Origin of the sequence: Polymorphospora sp. NPDC051019 (assembly GCF_040683055.1) — a bacterium.
In the GTDB taxonomy this organism is placed as follows: domain Bacteria; phylum Actinomycetota; class Actinomycetes; order Mycobacteriales; family Micromonosporaceae; genus Polymorphospora; species Polymorphospora lycopeni.
This window is the reverse complement of the sequence record NZ_JBFBCH010000006.1, coordinates 278,520-295,063: the sequence shown is the minus strand read 5'-3', so window position 1 is coordinate 295,063 and position 16,544 is coordinate 278,520. Positions and strand designations below refer to the sequence as shown.

The following is a 16,544-nucleotide window of genomic DNA, read 5'->3' as shown; positions in this document are numbered from 1 at the left end:
CGAAGACCACCAGTCCCATCCAAGGAGTACGCCGTGACCGACACCGTCCAGGACCCCGTCGAGCGCCTACGGGTCCGGCTCGAGGAACAGTTCCAGCAATACACCGAACAGCTCACCGAACTGACCGTGCACAGTCGACAGCCGGGGCGTGGGGGACACGACCCGGACACCCTCAACGGGCTGCTGACCACCGCCCGGGACGGGCTCGCCGGGACCGCCGAAGCGTTGCGCCGGATGTCGGAAGGCACCTACGGCCGCTGCGACCGGTGCGGTGGGGAGATCCCGATGGGACGCCTGGAGATCCTGCCGCACGCCCGGTACTGCGTCACCTGCCAGCGGGCGTAGCCCAGGAACTCCGGGGCATGATGGGAGCACCGCGTTCGTCTACCGGGGGAGCAGAGGATGGATCATCAGGCCGCGCTCGCGTCGCTGTTCCTGCCGGAGGGACGCCTCGACCCGTACCCGGCCTATGACGTGGTCCGGGCGCACGCGCCGGTCTTCCAGGCGTTCGACGGCCGCTGGTTCGTCACCACCCACGCGCTCACCAGCCGCCTGCTGCGCGAACCGAGTCTGCGGGTCGCGGACGCCGCCGACTACGACGCCTTCTGGCCGGACTGGCGGCATAACCGCGGCGTCGCCTCGATCGTGCTGTCCATGCTGCAGACGAATCCACCGGACCACACCCGGATGCGCCGGGCGGCCGCGGCCACCTTCACCGCCCGCCGGGTCGCCGCGATGCGCGACGTCATCGCCGGCCAGGCCGAGGATCTGATCAAGGCGATGCCGGGCAGCGCGGACTTCATGAGCGCGTTCGCGTACCCGCTGCCGGTCGGCGTGATCTGCGCGCTGCTCGGCGTCCCGGAGGCGGACCGGGCGTGGTTCCGGCAGCGGGCCGCCGACCTGACCGTGGTGCTGGAGCCGATCAGCACCGACGAGGAGATGCGGCTCGCCGACGTGGCCGGCCGCGAACTCGAGGCATACTTCACCGGCCTGATCGGGGAGCGCCGCCGGGCCCCACGGGAGGATCTGACCAGTGCGCTCGTCGCCGCGCGCGACGACGACACCGCCGGTGCCGCGCTGACCGGCGAGGAGTTGCTCGCCAATCTGGTGCTGCTGCTGGTCGCCGGTTTCGAGACCACCACCAACCTGCTCGGCACCGGCATCCGGATCCTGCTGGAGCATCCCGAGCAGGCCGACCGGTTGCGCGCCGACCCGGACCTCGCGCCCGCGTTCGTCGAGGAGATCCTCCGGTACGACTCCCCGGTGCAGCTGACCTCCCGGTTCACGACCAGCCCGCTGGATCTCGGCGACGGGCTGCGGGTCGACAGCGGCGCGGAGTTGACCATGCTGCTCGGATCCGCCAACCGGGACCCGGCACGCTACCCCGACCCGCACCGCTTCGACCCGGACCGGCCGAACATCCAGCCGGTCTCGTTCGGTGGCGGCGCCCACTACTGCCTCGGCGCGCCACTCGCCCGGCTGGAGGCCCAGGTCGCGTTTCCGCTGCTGCTGGCGATGCTGCCCCGGCTGAGCCTGGCCGGCCCGGCGAAGCGCCGTGACCGGCTGGTGCTACGCGGCTTCGCCGCGCTGCCGGTCACCACCGGCTGACCCGGCCGCACCGTCATTCCTCAAAGGCGGTCGGCCGGGTACGGCGTGCCGTTGTCCCACCACCTCGCCTCAAGTCCGAGGTCCTCGATCCGTGCGGCGGTGTCGTCGGCCAGGCCGGCTCCGACCGCCAGGAGGATTCCGCCGGTTCCCGGTTGCCGGCGGGCGAGTGCGCCGGTCAGGCGCTCCACCGGTTGCAGGTGGATCCCCCGGTGACCGAGGCTGGGATAGGTGTCGGCAATGGCGACCAGCGTCCCGCGCCGGCCACGGAGCAGACCCGCGGGCATCGCGAAGTGCCCGGTGCGCCACGGGTGTGGGGTCAGTGCGCTGTCGTCTCCCGCGTCGAGGTAGCGCTGAAGGCCGGCCGCATCGGTGCTCCCGGTCAGTTCGGCGGTGTCGAGGTTGGCGACGGGTGTCGCGGGCAGCCCGCTCGCCAACATCGCCAGCACGGCGGCGAGCCGGGGCACCGTCCACTGCCCGGTGACCGGGACCGCGGCCAGGGCGCCCCGGGACGCCGCGACGACGGCGGCGCCGACCCCCCGCGCCGAGGTGCCGGCGTGGCCGGACGAGCCCGCGCGGGGCAGGCCGGGCCAGGCCGACGTCGCCGGTGGCTCCCCGGACGGCCGGCTCCCCGGCAGGTCGTGGGGCCAGATCCTGGTGCCGGAGGCGAGCGCACAGGTCCGTACGTCGGTGCCGGTGGCGAGTGCCGCCCAGAACGGGCCGCAGAGTTGGTCGGGCTGGGGCAGCGCCCGGGCGTGGTGTTCGAGAACACCGGCCACGCCCGGGAACCACTCCACCTGTTCGATCAGTACTTCCACAGATGTGCCTCGACGACCTCTTCCGCCGAGCGTTCGGCGGCCCAGGCCCGGTCGGCGTCCCGCACCGCGCGGAACGCCCCGTAGGCGGCCGGGCCCAGCGCCGCCTGGAGCAGGGTGCTCCGCTCCAGTGCGGCCGCCTGTTCGGCAGGGGTGGCGGGAAGCCGGTGGACACCGGCGGCCGCCCGCTGCTCCTCCGACCAGGTGCCCGGGTTGTCCTGGACCGGTGCCGGCAACGAGAGCTTCTCCTCGACCCCGGCGAGACCCGCCGCGATCACGGCGGCCAGCGCCAGGTAGGGGTTGGCGGAGGCGTCCGACGGTTTGAGCTCGACGTTGGCCTGGTCGGCGCCGAGCAGCGGGGTGCCGGGGATGTAGCGCAGCGCGGCCTCCCTGTTCTGCAGACCCCAGATCGCGTACGCGCTGGACCAGTAGCCGGGCCGCAGCCGGGCGGACGACGGCACGCTGGGTGCGGTCAGCGCGGTCAGCGCGGGCAGCTCCCGGAGCAGGCCGGCCAGGTATCCCTCGCCTTCGGGCGAGAGGCCGTGGTCGCCCGTGCCGGGCAGGAGGTTCCGGCCGTCCCGCCACACCGAGGTGTGCAGGTGCCAGCCGTTACCCACGCCGGTCGTGGTGACCAGCGGCGCGAAGCTGGCGCGTAGTCCGTGCGCACGGGCGGCGGCATGGACGGTCTGGCGGGCCAGCAACTGTTCGTCGGCGGCCCGCAGCGGGTCGGCCGGCGCGAGGCTCAGCTCGAACTGGGCCGGACCGTACTCCGCGTGCAGTTGTCCGATGCGCAGACCGTTCGCCTCCAGATCCTTGAGGAGGTCGGCGGCGAACTCGTCGACCGACAGCAGCGCCACCGGGCCGTAGGCCGGACCGGTCGGCAGGGGCCGGCCGTCCGCCGGGGAGAGGACGAACTCCAGTTCCCAGCCGGCCTGGAACCGGAGCCCGCGCTGGGCCGCGGCTTCCACCTGCCTCGCCAGGATCGAACGCTGGTCGTAGGGCCACGGCGTGCCGTCGGCGGCCACGTGCTGCCCGATCGTCCAGGCGAAGGCCGGCTGGCCGCGCAGGGCGACGAGCCGTTCCATGACCGGCATCAGCCGGACGTCTCCGGACGGTGTGGACAGTCCTTCGTGGCCGAAGGTGATGCTGTCGTGGGAGTTGAACACCGAGAGGAGGGTGGTGACGCCGACACCGCGCTCGGCGACCTGTTCCAGCGCGGCGACGGGTACGGTTCGCGAGCGTGGGATGCCGTTGTTGTCGGCCCAGACGATCGTGACACCGACGATGCCCTGCCGGCGCAGTTCGCTGGCCCGGGCGGCGAGATCGGGCGGGTTGTCGGGCATACGGTTCGCTCCTTCGATCGTGTGCGTTCGTCAGCGGGCGGGAGGGCGGGGGAGCCGGGTCCCGGTGGAGGATGCGCCCGGTGCGGCGATGTGCGGATTCGGCCACCGCATGACCAACTTCTCCTATGGTTTTAGGAGGTTAGGGTAGAGATCTGAACTATCCGCGGCAAGGATGCGATCACCTTCGAACCGGATGATAGTCAGGATCGGCCCACCGCTCCCTCCCGGCATCATCCCGCCGGACCGACCCGCCGCTCCGTCCGGAGTGGACGGACATCTACCGGCCGGCGCCGGCCGCCGTGCGAGGTGGGACCGCGGGTCGGGTCCAACGACCGGGTCATCCGTCGGGTGATGCCGGCGTGGTTGGTCCCCGGATTGGGTAGGAGATGGTCATCGGGGGTGCCGGAGTTGGGAGGCGGCATGCGACGGCTCGTTGCGGTCCTGGTGGCCCTCCTGCTGCTGGCCACCGGATGTCGGGGCTGGCCGGCTGACGCCGGCGACACGTTGGCACACGTGCGTGACGGTGTGTTGCGGGTCGGCGTGACCGAGAACCCGCCGTGGACGACCGTGGCCGACGACGGCGTCGTGGCCGGTGCCGAGGCCCGACTGGTACGCCGGTTGGCGGGGCGCCTCGGGGCGCGGGTCGAGTGGTATCCGGGTTCGGAGTCGACGCTGATGGCCGCCGTCAAGGACCGGGTGCTCGACCTGGTCATCGGCGGGCTGGACGCGAAGGCGCCGTGGACCGGGTCCGCCTCGTTCACCCGCCCCTACGTGACGACGCGGACGGTCGTGGCGGCCCGGCCCGGGGTGGCCGTACCCGACGATCTCGACGACGTACGGGTAGCCGTCCCGGCCGGCACCGCCGAGGTCGCGGCGCTGGCCGGCGAGGGGGCGGTGGTCGTACCGGTTCCGGAGGTGACCGGCGCGGAGACGATTCCGGTCGTCGTCGGCGAGTGGCGGGTCGCCGCGCTCGGACTGGACGAATCCGGGCACGACCTGGGCGGGCAGGACCACGTGTGGGCGGTCCCGCCGGGGGAGAACGGCTGGCAGGTCGAGGTGGAGCGGTTCCTGCTTGGTTTGTCGCACGCCGAGGTGACGCGGCTGCTGGTCGAGGCGGAGCGGCCGGGGGCCGGCTCATGAGGGTCTACGACCGGTTCGAGATGCCCCCGGACCGGGCCGAGCTGCACCGCCGCGCGGTGCGGCTGGAGTGGGTGACGATCGCGTTCTTCGTCGTCGCGGTGTCGCTGCTCGCGGTGACGCTCGGGCAGTCGCAGGCGATGAAGGCGGCGTGGATCGAGGACATGCTGGGGCTGGTGCCGCCGGTCGTGTTCCTGATCGCCGCCCGGTACCGCAACCGCAGACCCAACCGGCGATTCCCGTACGGCTACCACCGGTCGGTCAGCGCCGCGTTCCTGGCCGGCTCCGTCGCCCTGCTCGGGCTCGGCGGGTACGTCGTCTACGATTCGCTGACCCGCCTGATCGCCCGCGAGCGGGCACCGATCGGTCTGGTCGAGGTGCTCGGGTTCCAGTTCTGGCTGGGCTGGCTGATGGTGGCGGTGCTGCTCGTCACGATGGTTCCGGCGATCGTGCTCGGCCGGATCAAGCAGCGGATCGCCCGCGAACTGCACGACAAGGTCCTCTACGCCGATGCCGAGATGAACCGGGCGGACTGGCTCACCGCCGGTGCCGCGATCCTGGGCGTGCTCGGCATCGGCGCCGGACTCTGGTGGGCCGACGCCGTAGCAGCCCTGGTCATCGGCGGGGACATCGTCCGCGACGGAATACGTACGACCCGCAGCGCGGTGGGGGACCTGATGGACGAACGTCCCAGGGTCGTCGACGGCAGCCGCCCCCATCCGCTGCCGGACCGGTTGCTGGCCGCGGTCCGCGACCACGACTGGATCAACGACGCCTGGCTGCGGGTCCGCGAGGAGGGTCACGTCTTCGTCGGTGAACTTCTCGTGGTCCCCCGGACCGACACCGACCGGCTGGTGCACCGCCTCGAGGAACTGTCGGCGTTCGTACGCGACTTCGACTGGCGTATGCACGACCTGGTGGTCGCCCCGGTCTCCCGCATCGAGCACGACTGAGCCGGTCTGAGGACAAAGCCGCTCCTGGGCGGGTCGGGACGCGGTGCGGCGGGATCGTGCGGTCCCGGTCCCGCGGTGAGGGCGGCACGGAGCGGTTTGCGATCGATCCGCCTCGGGCATCTGCCCAGGTGAGAGCCGGGTGAGCGGACGCTGCCCGGATGGACACCGGAGAAGGGGATCGACATGGACGGCATCGTGATGCTGCGTGAAGACCACAAGACGGTCGAGGACCTGTTCAAGAAGTTCGAGAAGACCCACAAGGATGCCACGCCGAAGGCGAAGCGTGCCCTGGTCGACAACATGATCAAGGAGTTGACGACACACGCGTTCATCGAGGAGACCATCTTCTACCCGGCGGTCCGCGAAGAGGCACCCGACACGACCGAGCACGTGCTGGAATCGGTGGAGGAACACCACGTGGTCGCCTGGCTGCTGTCGGAGTTGCGTGACCTCGACCCGGGTGACGAGACCTTCGACGCCAAGGTCACCGTGCTGATCGAGAACGTGCGGCACCACGTGGAGGAAGAGGAGAAGGAGTGGTTTCCGGAGGTTCGCAAGAACCTCGGTCGTAACCGCCTCGTCGAACTCGGCGAGCAGATGACCGCCGCCAGGTCGAAGGCGCCGGCCGACCCTCTGGCACTCACCTCGGCGAAGGCCTGACCGCCCGGCACCCGGCGTGCGTCACGGCCCCACCGGACGGCGGGAAGGAACCGTGACATGAGCGGGCAACAGCAGTTCGAGGACCGGCAACAGCCACCGGGCACCCTGGCCGCCATGCGGCACAAGCCCGACCACGGCGAGGACTCCTATCAGGGCTCGGGACGCCTGCGGGACAAGAGGGCGATCGTGACCGGCGGCGACAGCGGCATCGGCCGCGCGGTCGCGATCGCCTTCGCCCGCGAGGGCGCCGACGTGCTGATCTCCTACCTCGACGAACACGACGACGCCGAGAGCACCGCGAAGCTCGTCGAGCGGGCCGGCCGGCGGGCGGTGCCGGTGCCCGGCGACCTCGCCGACCCGGCACACTGCCGGAACGTCATCGCCCGGGCCGTCGAGGAACTGGGCGGCATCGACGTGCTGGTCAACAACGCGGCCTACCAGATGACCCACGAGACCATCGAGGAGATCACCGACCACGAGTGGCAGCACACCTTCGACGTCAACATCACCTCGATGTTCCGGCTGGTCCACGCCGCGCTTCCACACCTGGGCCCCGGCGCGTCGATCATCAACACGAGTTCGATCAACTCGGACATGCCCCGCCCCACCCTGCTGCCGTACGCCACGACCAAGGGCGCGATCGCCAACTTCACCGCAGGGCTGGCCCAGATGCTCGGTGAGCGGGGAATCCGGGTCAACAGCGTCGCCCCGGGCCCGATCTGGACCCCGCTCATCCCGTCCACGATGCCGCCGGAGCAGGTCGAACAGTTCGGCCGCAACGGTCCGCTCGGCCGCCCCGGACAGCCGAAGGAGGTCGCCCCGGCCTACGTGCTGCTCGCCTCCGACGAGGCCAGCTACATCTCCGGGGCGATGATCCCGGTGACCGGCGGCAAGCCCATCCTCTAGCTACGGCGCGAGCACGACCTTCACACAGCCGTCCGTCTTCTTCTGGAAGATCTCGTAGCCCTCGGCGGCGCGCTCCAGCGGCAGCCGGTGGGTCCGCAGGTCCGCCACCCCGAGCGGGTCGGCGTCCCGCGCGAGGACCGGCAGGATCTCCTCGGTCCACCGGCGGACGTGTGCCTGCCCCATCCGCACCTGGACGCCCCGGTCGAACATCTCCATCAGCGGCATCGGGTCGACCTCACCGCCGTAGACGCCGGAGAGCGAGACCGTGCCGCCCCGCCGGACCGCCTTCACCGCGGCGTGCAGGACGCTGAGCCGGTCGACCCCGAACCGGTCGGTCATCGACTGCGCCACCCGGTCCGGCAGCAGCCCGACCGCGGCCTGGGCGGCCTTGCCCCACGGCGAACCGTGCGCCTCCATGCCGACCGCGTCGATCACCGCGTCCGGGCCCCTTCCGTCGACCATGTCGATCAGTGCCCCGGGAACGTCGTCGAGGCCGGTCACGTCGACGACCTCGACACCATGGCGGCGGGCCATCGCCAACCGCTCCGGCACCAGATCCAGCCCGATGACCCGCCCGGCGCCGAGGTGCCGACCCACCCGGGCGCAGAACTGCCCGACCGGCCCGAGACCGAAGACGGCGAGGCTGCCGCCGGGCGGTACATCTGCGTACCGCACCGCCTGCCATGCCGTCGGCAGGATGTCGGACAGGTACAGGTAGCGCTCGTCCGCGCCGCCGGGCGGCACCTTCACCGGACCGAACTGTGCCTGCGGAACCCGGAGGTATTCGGCCTGCCCGCCGGGCACCGACCCGTACAAGGAGGTGTAGCCGAACAGCGCGGCTCCCTTGCCCGCGGACCGGACCTGGGTCGTCTCGCACTGGGCGAACAGTTGGCGCTCGCACATCCAGCACGAACCGCACGCGATGTTGAACGGTACGACGACCCGGTCGCCCGGCCGGAGCCGGTCCACCCCCGGCCCCACCTCCTCCACGATGCCCATCGCCTCGTGCCCGAGGATGTCGCCGGGCTTCAGATACGCCCCGAGCACCTCGTACAGGTGCAGGTCGGAGCCGCAGATCGCGGTGGACGTCACGCGTACGACGGCGTCGGTGGGCTCCTCGATACGCGGATCCGGGACGTCGCTCACCCGGACATCCCGCTTACCCTGCCAGGTCAGAGCCTTCATGCCGGTGCACCTCCGAGTCGCCGCCGTCGGAGATCTGCTACCCGGAATCACGTTCCCGAACCTCGCCGGCACCCCGACCTCGCCGGCACCCGCGCCGCGAGCCGGGCGGGGCCGCCTAGGTGAGACGGCCCCGGAGTTCACGCGCGAAGAAGTCGAGGAAGCCGTCCGGATCCGGGCCGGCGTTCTGCAACACGATGTGGTCGAAGCCCGCGTCGGTGAACTTCTTCACCGCCTCGACGTACGGCTCCGGGGCCGGCCCGACGGCGAACTGCGCGCGGATGTCGTCGGCGGTGACCGGCCGCGAGGCCGCGTCGAAGTTGACCGGATTGGGCAGCTCGCTCATCACCTTCCAGCCGAGCACCGCCCACCGCGAGGTCCGCAGCGCCTCCCGCACGGCCTCGTCCTCGGTGGCCGCCCACGCCATCGGCACCTCGGCGTAGCGCGGTCCGGCGCCGCCCGCGGCCGTGTACGTCCCGACCAGGTCGCCGCGTGGCTCGGTGGCGAACATCCCGCTGCCGTGGGTGGCGGCCAGCGTCGCGGCGTTCTTTCCGCCGGCGGCGACCGCGACGACGGGCAGCTGTTCGGGCAGGTCGAAGATGCGCGCGTCCTCCAGCCGCAGGTGCTTGCCCTCGTACGACCGGTAGCCGCCCTTCCAGAGCAGGTTGATGATGTCCAGCGCCTCGCCGAGCCGCTCGTGCCGGCCGTGCACGCTGGGGACGCCGGTGCCGACCACGTGCTCGTTTAGCCGCTCACCGGCGCCGATGCCGAGGGTGAACCGGTTGTCGGAGATGATCTGGAGGGTGGCCGCCGCCTGGGCCACGATGGCCGGGTGATATCGGATGCTGGGGCAGGTGACCCCGGTCGCCAGCCCCAGTGTCGTGGTCTGGGGCGCGATCGCGCTGAGGACGTTCCAGGCGAACGGCGAGTGCCCCTGCACGTCCAGCCAGGGGTGGTAGTGGTCGCTGATCTCGACGAAGTCGAAACCGGCCTGTTCGGCACGGATCGCCTGCCGGATGAGTTCCTTCGGGCCGAATCCCTCGGCCGCGAGCTTGTATCCGATCCGCATGGCGGCGGCTTCCCCGGCTGTAAGCCGGCAAACCTGGCGATCCCGCGACGCGTCTCCGGGACACCGCCGTGCGGCATTGATTGTTGCTGACCAGTTGTACGACCGTTCCCCATCTCGGCTTCACCCGGTGGCCGCCCAGGGCGCATAGCGTCCGCCCTGCCCGACCGCGACGGCACCTCGCCCGACAGTGCCGGACGGGCCCGACCTTGCATGCCTCGTCTTTCGAACTGATAGCGGGTCCGAAATGTCTTCTACACCTGACGTCAGCGTGGTCATCCCGACCCGGGGCCGGCCGGCACTGGTGACTCGCGCGGTCCACAGTGTACTCGCGCAGACCCTCGGGAACATCGAGGTCATCGTCGTGGTCGACGGGCCCGACGGGGAGACCGGTGCCGCGCTCGCGGCGATCACCGATGCCCGGCTCCGGGTGGTCGAACTGGCCGCACAGGGGGGTGCGCCGAACGCCCGCAACGAGGGCGTACGGGTGGCCCGGGCGCCCTGGACCGCCCTGCTCGACGACGACGACGAGTGGCTCGCCCACAAGCTCGCCGTGCAGTTCGACCTCGCCGGGCGGACGCGGGTTCCGCTGCCGATCGTCGCGAGCCGGCTGGTGAACCGCACACCTCGCGGGGAGTTCGTCATACCCCGCCGGCTGCCGGCGGACGGTGAGCCGTTGAGCGAGTACCTGACGGTGCGGCGCGGGTTGTTCCACGGCGACGGATTCATCCAGACGTCCACGATCATGGCTCCGACCGAACTGCTGCGCCGGGTACCGTTCGATCCCGCGGTGCCCCGGATGCAGGAACTCGACTGGACCCTGCGGGCGCTCGACCACGACGACGTCGACCTCGTGTTCGCCGACGAGCCGCTGGTCATCTGGCACCAGGACGAGAACCGGCCGCGGATCAGCCTGAGTTCACCGTGGAACGAGCAACTGGAATGGCTGCGGCGCAGCCGGCCGCTGCTCACGCCACGGGCGTACGCCGCCATCACGATGAGCGTGGTCAGTTCGATGGCGGCGCACACCCGCAGCCCGCGCGTGTTCCGGACGCTGCTGCGGGAGGCCCGCCGGCACGGGCGGCCCGGACCGCTCGACTACGTGACCTTCCTTCAGGTCTGGCTGATCCCGCCGCAGCTCCGGCGCAGCGTGCGGGACCTGATCCTCAAGCGGCGCGGCCGGTCGCCCGCCGGCCGGCCGGAGATGGCCGAGGGCGTCCCGGCGGCGTAGCCGTCGGGACGTCGGCCGCTCGGCCGGTCAGCCGTCGGCGCGTCGGCGGGTGGCCCGGACCGGGGCGCGCAGCACGGTCTTGAGCCGCCGCCCCGCCAGCCAGGCGACCACGACGGTTGCCCTGGCCAGCGACCGCACCCCCTCCACCTCGACGGTCGACGGCACCAGAACGGGCCGCCTGCCGGCGGTCGCACCGCCGGCACCGGGCTGCCCGGGCTCGGGACCAGACAGGTCGGTGACGCCGACCTCCGTGGCGGTGACGTCCCGGTGGCCGTACACCGAGTCGACCGCGTCGAACAGCGACTCACCGTCGGCCCGTACCCACCGCGCCCGCCCGAGCGCGGCGGTCCGCCACAGCATGACGGGCGCCCCCGGCCCGTCGCCCCGGGGTGGGCCGACGCGGACCAGACCGACCTGGTGGCGGTCGGCGAGATCGACCAGGTGCCGCAGGGCGTCCGGCGCCAGGCCGTACGCGGCCGGCAGTTCGAGGAGGTACGGCGCCGGGAACGCCGACGTGGGCCGTTCGGTGACCAGCCGGACGCGGGGTTCGCCGTGATAGGTGGCGGCGATCAGCCGCAGGTCGAGCAACGGGTCGGCCAGCACCCGCACCCGCGAGTCGTCGAGCCGGTCCCACGGGCCGACGAGGTTGACCCGGACATCGTGCTCCGCGCCGCGCAGAACGGAGTCGACGGCCGCCCGTACCCGCTCCAGCGGCTCGTCCTCGACCGCGACCACCACCTCGACCAGCGGAACGGTCCAGGTCGGTCCGCCGACCTTGCGCCAGTTGCGGGGGAACGGGATGCGGTCGGCCAGGAACGGACGGTTGTAGCGGGCGACCTGCTCGCGTGCCTTCATGACGTGCGTGCGCCCGAGATGCCAGCTGCGGGCCTGTGGTTCCGGTACGAACACCGCGCCGGCCTGGGCCAGCCGGTAGCCGAGTTCGGTGTCCTCGCCCAGGCGCAGCCGCGGGTCGAGGCCGCCCGCGGCGTCGTACAACTCGCGGCGCAGCGCGGCGGTGGCCCCGACATGGATCTTGAACGCGTGGTGGTCGGCGGTCCGGAGCTGGTCCGTCTGCGCGACGTAACGCTCGACGTAGACGTGCGGCTCGCCGGTGCGGCCACCGAACAGGTCCCCGAGCGCCCCCCGGCCCGCCGCCTCGTCGACCACCCGCGGCGACGGCCACGGCCCGTCCACGTCCGGGTCGACGAACCGTTTGTAGCCGAGTGTCACCGCGTAGGGCAGCACGTGCTGCCACCGGGCCTGGGCCGCGACGTGCTCCGGATACACCACCATGTCCGCGTCGAGCCAGTGGAGGATCTGCCCGCTGCTGTGCGCCGCGCCGAGGCGCAGCGCGTTCGCCCGCCCCCAGCCGGACTCGGCCCGCAACAGCACCGTCCGCTCGGGCCGGACCGGGGGCAGGGCCAGCGGTGGATCAGACCCGTCGTCCACGACGACGACCTCGAGCAGGTCGGCGGGGTAGGTCTGCCGGCTGAGCGACGCCAGGGTCAGGTCGAGCGTGGGCTGGCACTGGAAGGCGGGGATGACCACGCTCACCGTCAGCTCCGGCCGCCATCCGTCCAAACCGGGCGGGGTCACCGACGACCAGTCGTTACGGAGTACGCGGGGAGTACGACTCACTGGACACCAGACCCGACCTACGAGGGAATGCCGGCCGGTGAACCCATGGTCGACCGGGCCGACGCCGACAGGGCGGGCCGGGAACACCGCAGGCGCCGGGTGGACCCCGGCGGCCAGGATGCCGCGCCCTGCCCGCGCCGGCCGGACGCTAGCACCCCCACGTGTACGGAACCGGAACCCGGGATCAACAACACCCTCCGGCGGGGTCCGGTCGGGCTGTACCCGGCGGGCGGCCAGCGAGCCGGAGACCTCGTGGAACACCCTGACGGTTCCTGACCGACGTGCGGTGGGCCCGCACAGTGGTGGCATGCAGATCATCGAGGTGGGCATGCTCGGGGTCCGCGCCAGCGTGCTGCGGCTGACCCGGCGTGACACCCCGCTGCGGTTCGACGTGTTCCCGATGGTGCACATCGGCGAGCCGGCCTTCTACACCGCCGTCGCCGACCGGCTACGCCGCTGCGACCTGATCCTCGCCGAAAGCGTGGGCGGAGAACGCGCCAGGCTGCCGCTCAACCATTCGACCCGCAAACGCGTTGGCTGTATGTGGAGGATGAAGCGTTGCCTGACAGCTTCGAGGTGTTCGTCCGGACGAGTGGGCCAGGTCTGCTCCGGTACGCAACCCTGCTGTGCGGGAACGCCGCGAACGCCGAAGACCTGCTACAGGATGTACTGGCACGCGCGTATCCGCGGTGGGGTCGGGTGAGTACGGACAACCCGGAGGCCTATCTGCGACGTGCCCTGAGCAACAGTGTGATCAGCTGGTGGCGGTCGCCGTGGAGTCGACGCCGGGTGCCCTATCCGGGGGAGATGTCGGAGCCGGAAGATGCGGTCGCGCGCGCGGATGATCGACAAGTGATCCTCGCCGCGCTCAGTTCACTTCCGCCACGCATGCGGTCCGTGGTGGTGCTGCGGTACTGGCTGGGATTCAGTGAGCAGGACACGGCGGCCGAGTTGGGTTGTTCGACGGGCTCGGTCAAGAGCCAGGCCTCCAGAGGGCTGCAGCGACTCCGTGCCGCCCTACAGGTGGATCACCTGAAAACCGGCAGCAGGCGTGGCGAGGGGTGAATCGGATGAGCGAACGGGACATGTCGCACCTGCTTGATCGGGCCGCCGGGTCGGGCGAACTGCCGCCAGGATTCGTGGAGCGCGTCGTCACGCGCGGCGAAGCTCGGGCCCGACGCCGCTGGGCGCCGTCGGCCGCGGCTGCGACCGCAGCCATCATCGTCGCGGTCGGTGTCGGCTACGCGGTGCGGCCCACCGAACCGGGCGGGTTCCCGTCAGGTCACGGGGTGGCGGGGACCCCCACGGGTGATCTGACGGGTGACCTGGTGAGGCGCCTGCGGCAGAGTGTCGGTGCGGAGTTCGCGACCGATCGGCTACTCGTGGTCGGCGCTGCGGGCGACGAGACGGTCGCCGTCCTTCGACGGGACGCGCGGCCAGACGAAGCACACGTCGGCGGACGCGCCGCCGAGGTGTGGATGGCCCGCGGCCCTGGGATGTTCCACCGCGCGGTCGACTACATCTCCTACGACCTCGGCTGTACGGCAGATGACTCCGTGTGCCCGGGCATGAGGCCGGCTGGCCTCGGATTCGCCGCGATCAGACGGCAGCCGAGCGGTCGCACCTTCGTCGTCGTCGCGGCGACGGGAAGCCACGAGGTCACCATTCGAACCGCCGAAGGCGAAACGAAAAACGTGGGGCCGATCCCCACGGGCGGCATAGTCGAGGTGGCCACGAAGCATCCGTGGCAGATCCGGCTTGAGATCGCCACAGCCCCCGGCCAGGCGTACGTGTTGCCGATCCCGCCGGGAGGCGTCATCGAAGGCTAGGGCCACCGTCGACGCACGGTGACCCTAACGATCCGACGCCGAGAGGCTGGCGTCGCTGGCGCTGGCGGCCCAGGAGGCGAGGAGCGTGAGCGCGTGCGCGGTCGACGAGTCGGGTTCGGCGGCGTAGATGGTCATGGTGAGGTCCGGTTCGGCACGCAGTTCCATGCTCTCGTAGGCCAGCGCGAGGTCGCCCACGATGTGGTGGTGGAAGTGCTTGACGCCGGTGCCGTGGATGCGCACGTTGTGCGCGCCCCAGCGGCGGCGGAAGTCGTCGCTGCGGGTGGACAACTCGCCGACCAGGTCGTGCAGGCCCTTGTCATGGGGGTCTATCCCGGCCGCGGTGCGCAGGTTGGCCACCGTCATGTCGGCGAACAGGTCCCAGTCGGGGTAGAAGCGCCGGGCGGCGCTGTCGAGGAACGTGAACCGGGCGAAGTTCGGCGCCGCGGTGGGGTCGGTGTAGAAGTCGCTGTGCATGGCCCGGCCGAGCAGGTTCGCGGCGAGCAGATCCGACCGGTTGTTCACCACGATCGCCGGAGTGGTGATGGCGTCCAGCGACCACTGCAGGCTGGGCCGCACGGTCCGCCGCTTCGGGCGTCGACTCGTCCGCAGCAGCGCGTTGCTGCCGTTGGCCTCCTGCGCCAGGCGCGACAGGTGGGCGCGTTCGGCGTCGTCGAGTTGCAGGGCGCGGGCGATCGCCTCGAGCACACCGGCCGAGACCCCGGCCAGCGAGCCGCGCTCGAGCTTGGCGTAGTACTCCACGCTCACCCCGGCCAGCGCGGCGACCTCGCCGCGGCGCAGCCCGGGTACGCGGCGCCGCCCGGTGTCCGGGATCCCGGCCCGTTCCGGAGTGATCTTGGCGCGGCGCGAGGTGAGGAACTCGTGCACTTCGACTCGGTTGTTCACATCCCCGACCGTACGACGCACCTCGCTGAACTGGGATGTACTGCCGGTACACCTCTCAACAGAGACTCCCGCCCGAACGCCCGGCGCGGTTTCCTTGGATGAGGATCCGGGTCCCCACTGAACTCGCCGCACCACCGCACCTGTGATCAGCTAAGACCGACCGGTCATCACCATGTAACTGGAGGAACACCATTTCCACCGTCAACACCCGCCTCGTCAACGCCATCGCCGCGACCTCGGCCACCGAACCGCTCGTGCGCACCACGATCGAGCGGCGCGACGTCGGGCCGCGCGACGTCCTCATCGAGATCCGCTACGCCGGCATCTGCCACTCCGACATCCACACCGTCCGCGGAGAGTGGGGCGCCGTGCCGTACCCGCTCACCGTCGGCCACGAGATCGTCGGGCGGGTCGCGCAGGTCGGCGCCGAGGTCACCCGGCATGCCGTCGGCGACCGGGTCGGCGTCGGCTGCATGGTCAACTCCTGCCGGGAGTGCGACAACTGCCGCGCCGGGCAGGAGCAGTACTGCCTGAAGGGCAACACCCAGACGTACGCCGGCGTCGACCGCGACGGCACCGTCACCCAGGGCGGGTACTCCACGCACGTCGTCGTCGACGAGGACTTCGTGCTGCGGGTGCCGGAGAACATCCCGTACGAGACCGCCGCCCCGCTGCTGTGCGCGGGCATCACCACCTACTCGCCGCTGGCGCACTGGAACGCCGGTCCGGGCAAGAAGGTCGCCGTGGTCGGCCTTGGCGGCCTGGGTCACCTGGCCGTCAAGATCGCCGCCGCGATGGGCGCCGAGGTCACCGTGCTGTCGCAGACGCTGGGCAAGAAGGACGACGGCCTCGCCTTCGGCGCCGGGCACTACCACGCCACCAACGACCCGGCGACCTTCGAGGCGCTGAGGAACAGCTTCGACCTGATCATCAACACCGTCAGCGCGCCGATCGACATGGCCGCCTACCTGAGCCTGCTCCGCCTGGACGGCACCCTGGTCAGCGTGGGCGCCCCGCCGCAGCCGCTGCCGGTGCCCGTGTTCACGCTGTTCGCCAACCGCCGCTCGTTCGCCGGCTCCAGCATCGGCAGCATCGCCGAGACCCAGGAGATGCTCGACTTCTGCGCCGAGCGCGGCATCGCGCCCGAGGTCGAGATCGTCAGCGCCGACGCGGTGAACGAGGCGTACGAGCGGGTGCTCGCCTCGGACGTGCGGTACCGGTTCGTCATCGACATCGACACCCTGCGCTGACCCGGCACCGGCACAAGGGAACATCC

At 71.4% G+C, this 16,544-nt stretch carries 17 protein-coding genes; 11 read left to right on the top strand and 6 right to left on the bottom strand.

Going from position 1 to position 16,544, the window contains the following annotated elements:
* The first annotated feature begins 33 nt into the window (after positions 1 to 33).
* Positions 34 to 345 (top strand): TraR/DksA C4-type zinc finger protein, encoded by a 312-nt coding sequence (locus AB0M79_RS14455; RefSeq protein ID WP_357539245.1) that lies wholly within the window; start codon positions 34 to 36, stop codon positions 343 to 345.
* Between the two features lie 57 nt (positions 346 to 402).
* Positions 403 to 1,608: a cytochrome P450 gene (locus AB0M79_RS14450; RefSeq protein ID WP_364212656.1), complete on the top strand. Its 1,206-nt coding sequence runs from the start codon at positions 403 to 405 to the stop codon at positions 1,606 to 1,608.
* Between the two features lie 20 nt (positions 1,609 to 1,628).
* Here AB0M79_RS14450 and AB0M79_RS14445 read toward each other — a convergent pair whose 3' ends face one another.
* Both AB0M79_RS14445 and AB0M79_RS14440 read right to left on the bottom strand, forming a co-directional pair.
* Positions 1,629 to 2,423 carry a hypothetical protein gene (locus AB0M79_RS14445; RefSeq protein ID WP_364212653.1) on the bottom strand — a complete coding sequence of 265 codons (795 nt, stop codon included), beginning with the start codon at positions 2,421 to 2,423 and terminating at the stop codon, positions 1,629 to 1,631.
* Entirely contained in the window at positions 2,411 to 3,763 is a 1,353-nt protein-coding gene (locus AB0M79_RS14440) for a glutamine synthetase family protein (protein WP_364212650.1), read from the bottom strand. The genes AB0M79_RS14445 and AB0M79_RS14440 overlap by 13 nt, the downstream gene beginning before the upstream one ends.
* Before the next feature lie 420 nt (positions 3,764 to 4,183).
* Between AB0M79_RS14440 and AB0M79_RS14435 the strand changes: the two genes are divergently transcribed.
* The 4 genes from AB0M79_RS14435 to AB0M79_RS14420 all read left to right on the top strand — a co-directional run bounded on the left by AB0M79_RS14435 (position 4,184) and on the right by AB0M79_RS14420 (position 7,419).
* Complete coding sequence (locus AB0M79_RS14435; RefSeq protein ID WP_364212647.1) at positions 4,184 to 4,903, top strand: transporter substrate-binding domain-containing protein; 720 nt, start codon at positions 4,184 to 4,186, stop codon at positions 4,901 to 4,903.
* Entirely contained in the window at positions 4,900 to 5,853 is a 954-nt protein-coding gene (locus tag AB0M79_RS14430) for a cation diffusion facilitator family transporter (RefSeq protein ID WP_364212644.1), read from the top strand. Before AB0M79_RS14435 ends, AB0M79_RS14430 begins: the two co-directional genes overlap by 4 nt.
* Before the next feature lie 183 nt (positions 5,854 to 6,036).
* A complete protein-coding gene (locus AB0M79_RS14425; RefSeq protein ID WP_364212641.1) occupies positions 6,037 to 6,513 on the top strand; it encodes a hemerythrin domain-containing protein in 477 nt (158 codons plus the stop codon).
* A gap of 57 nt (positions 6,514 to 6,570) precedes the next feature.
* Positions 6,571 to 7,419: an SDR family oxidoreductase gene (locus tag AB0M79_RS14420; protein WP_364212639.1), complete on the top strand. Its 849-nt coding sequence runs from the start codon at positions 6,571 to 6,573 to the stop codon at positions 7,417 to 7,419.
* On the opposite strand, the gene AB0M79_RS14415 is transcribed toward AB0M79_RS14420, so the two are convergent.
* Positions 7,420 to 8,604: a zinc-dependent alcohol dehydrogenase gene (locus AB0M79_RS14415; protein ID WP_364212636.1), complete on the bottom strand. Its 1,185-nt coding sequence runs from the start codon at positions 8,602 to 8,604 to the stop codon at positions 7,420 to 7,422.
* 115 nt (positions 8,605 to 8,719) lie between these two features.
* On the bottom strand, positions 8,720 to 9,670 hold the full coding sequence (locus tag AB0M79_RS14410) for a TIGR03557 family F420-dependent LLM class oxidoreductase (RefSeq protein WP_364212633.1): 951 nt from the start codon (positions 9,668 to 9,670) through the stop codon (positions 8,720 to 8,722).
* Between the two features lie 244 nt (positions 9,671 to 9,914).
* Between AB0M79_RS14410 and AB0M79_RS14405 the strand changes: the two genes are divergently transcribed.
* Positions 9,915 to 10,898, top strand: coding sequence for a glycosyltransferase family 2 protein (locus tag AB0M79_RS14405; RefSeq protein WP_364212630.1), 984 nt, complete (start codon positions 9,915 to 9,917; stop codon positions 10,896 to 10,898).
* 27 nt (positions 10,899 to 10,925) lie between these two features.
* On the opposite strand, the gene AB0M79_RS14400 is transcribed toward AB0M79_RS14405, so the two are convergent.
* The gene (locus AB0M79_RS14400) at positions 10,926 to 12,452 is read right to left on the bottom strand and encodes a glycosyltransferase family 2 protein (protein ID WP_364212627.1); all 1,527 of its coding nucleotides are present in this window, start codon (positions 12,450 to 12,452) and stop codon (positions 10,926 to 10,928) included.
* 391 nt (positions 12,453 to 12,843) lie between these two features.
* Between AB0M79_RS14400 and AB0M79_RS14395 the strand changes: the two genes are divergently transcribed.
* From AB0M79_RS14395 to AB0M79_RS14385, 3 genes are read left to right on the top strand one after another with little or no spacing between them, the layout of a single operon-like run.
* On the top strand, positions 12,844 to 13,239 hold the full coding sequence (locus AB0M79_RS14395) for a hypothetical protein (RefSeq protein ID WP_364212862.1): 396 nt from the start codon (positions 12,844 to 12,846) through the stop codon (positions 13,237 to 13,239).
* Positions 13,140 to 13,601, top strand: a complete 462-nt coding sequence (locus AB0M79_RS14390; RefSeq protein ID WP_364212850.1) for a SigE family RNA polymerase sigma factor — start codon at positions 13,140 to 13,142, stop codon at positions 13,599 to 13,601. Before AB0M79_RS14395 ends, AB0M79_RS14390 begins: the two co-directional genes overlap by 100 nt.
* Before the next feature lie 5 nt (positions 13,602 to 13,606).
* The gene (locus AB0M79_RS14385) at positions 13,607 to 14,365 is read left to right on the top strand and encodes a hypothetical protein (RefSeq protein ID WP_364212624.1); all 759 of its coding nucleotides are present in this window, start codon (positions 13,607 to 13,609) and stop codon (positions 14,363 to 14,365) included.
* Between the two features lie 24 nt (positions 14,366 to 14,389).
* Here AB0M79_RS14385 and AB0M79_RS14380 read toward each other — a convergent pair whose 3' ends face one another.
* Entirely contained in the window at positions 14,390 to 15,268 is an 879-nt protein-coding gene (locus AB0M79_RS14380) for a helix-turn-helix transcriptional regulator (RefSeq protein ID WP_364212621.1), read from the bottom strand.
* Between the two features lie 254 nt (positions 15,269 to 15,522).
* Between AB0M79_RS14380 and AB0M79_RS14375 the strand changes: the two genes are divergently transcribed.
* Positions 15,523 to 16,518 carry an NAD(P)-dependent alcohol dehydrogenase gene (locus AB0M79_RS14375; protein WP_364212618.1) on the top strand — a complete coding sequence of 332 codons (996 nt, stop codon included), beginning with the start codon at positions 15,523 to 15,525 and terminating at the stop codon, positions 16,516 to 16,518.
* Positions 16,519 to 16,544 lie beyond the last annotated feature (26 nt).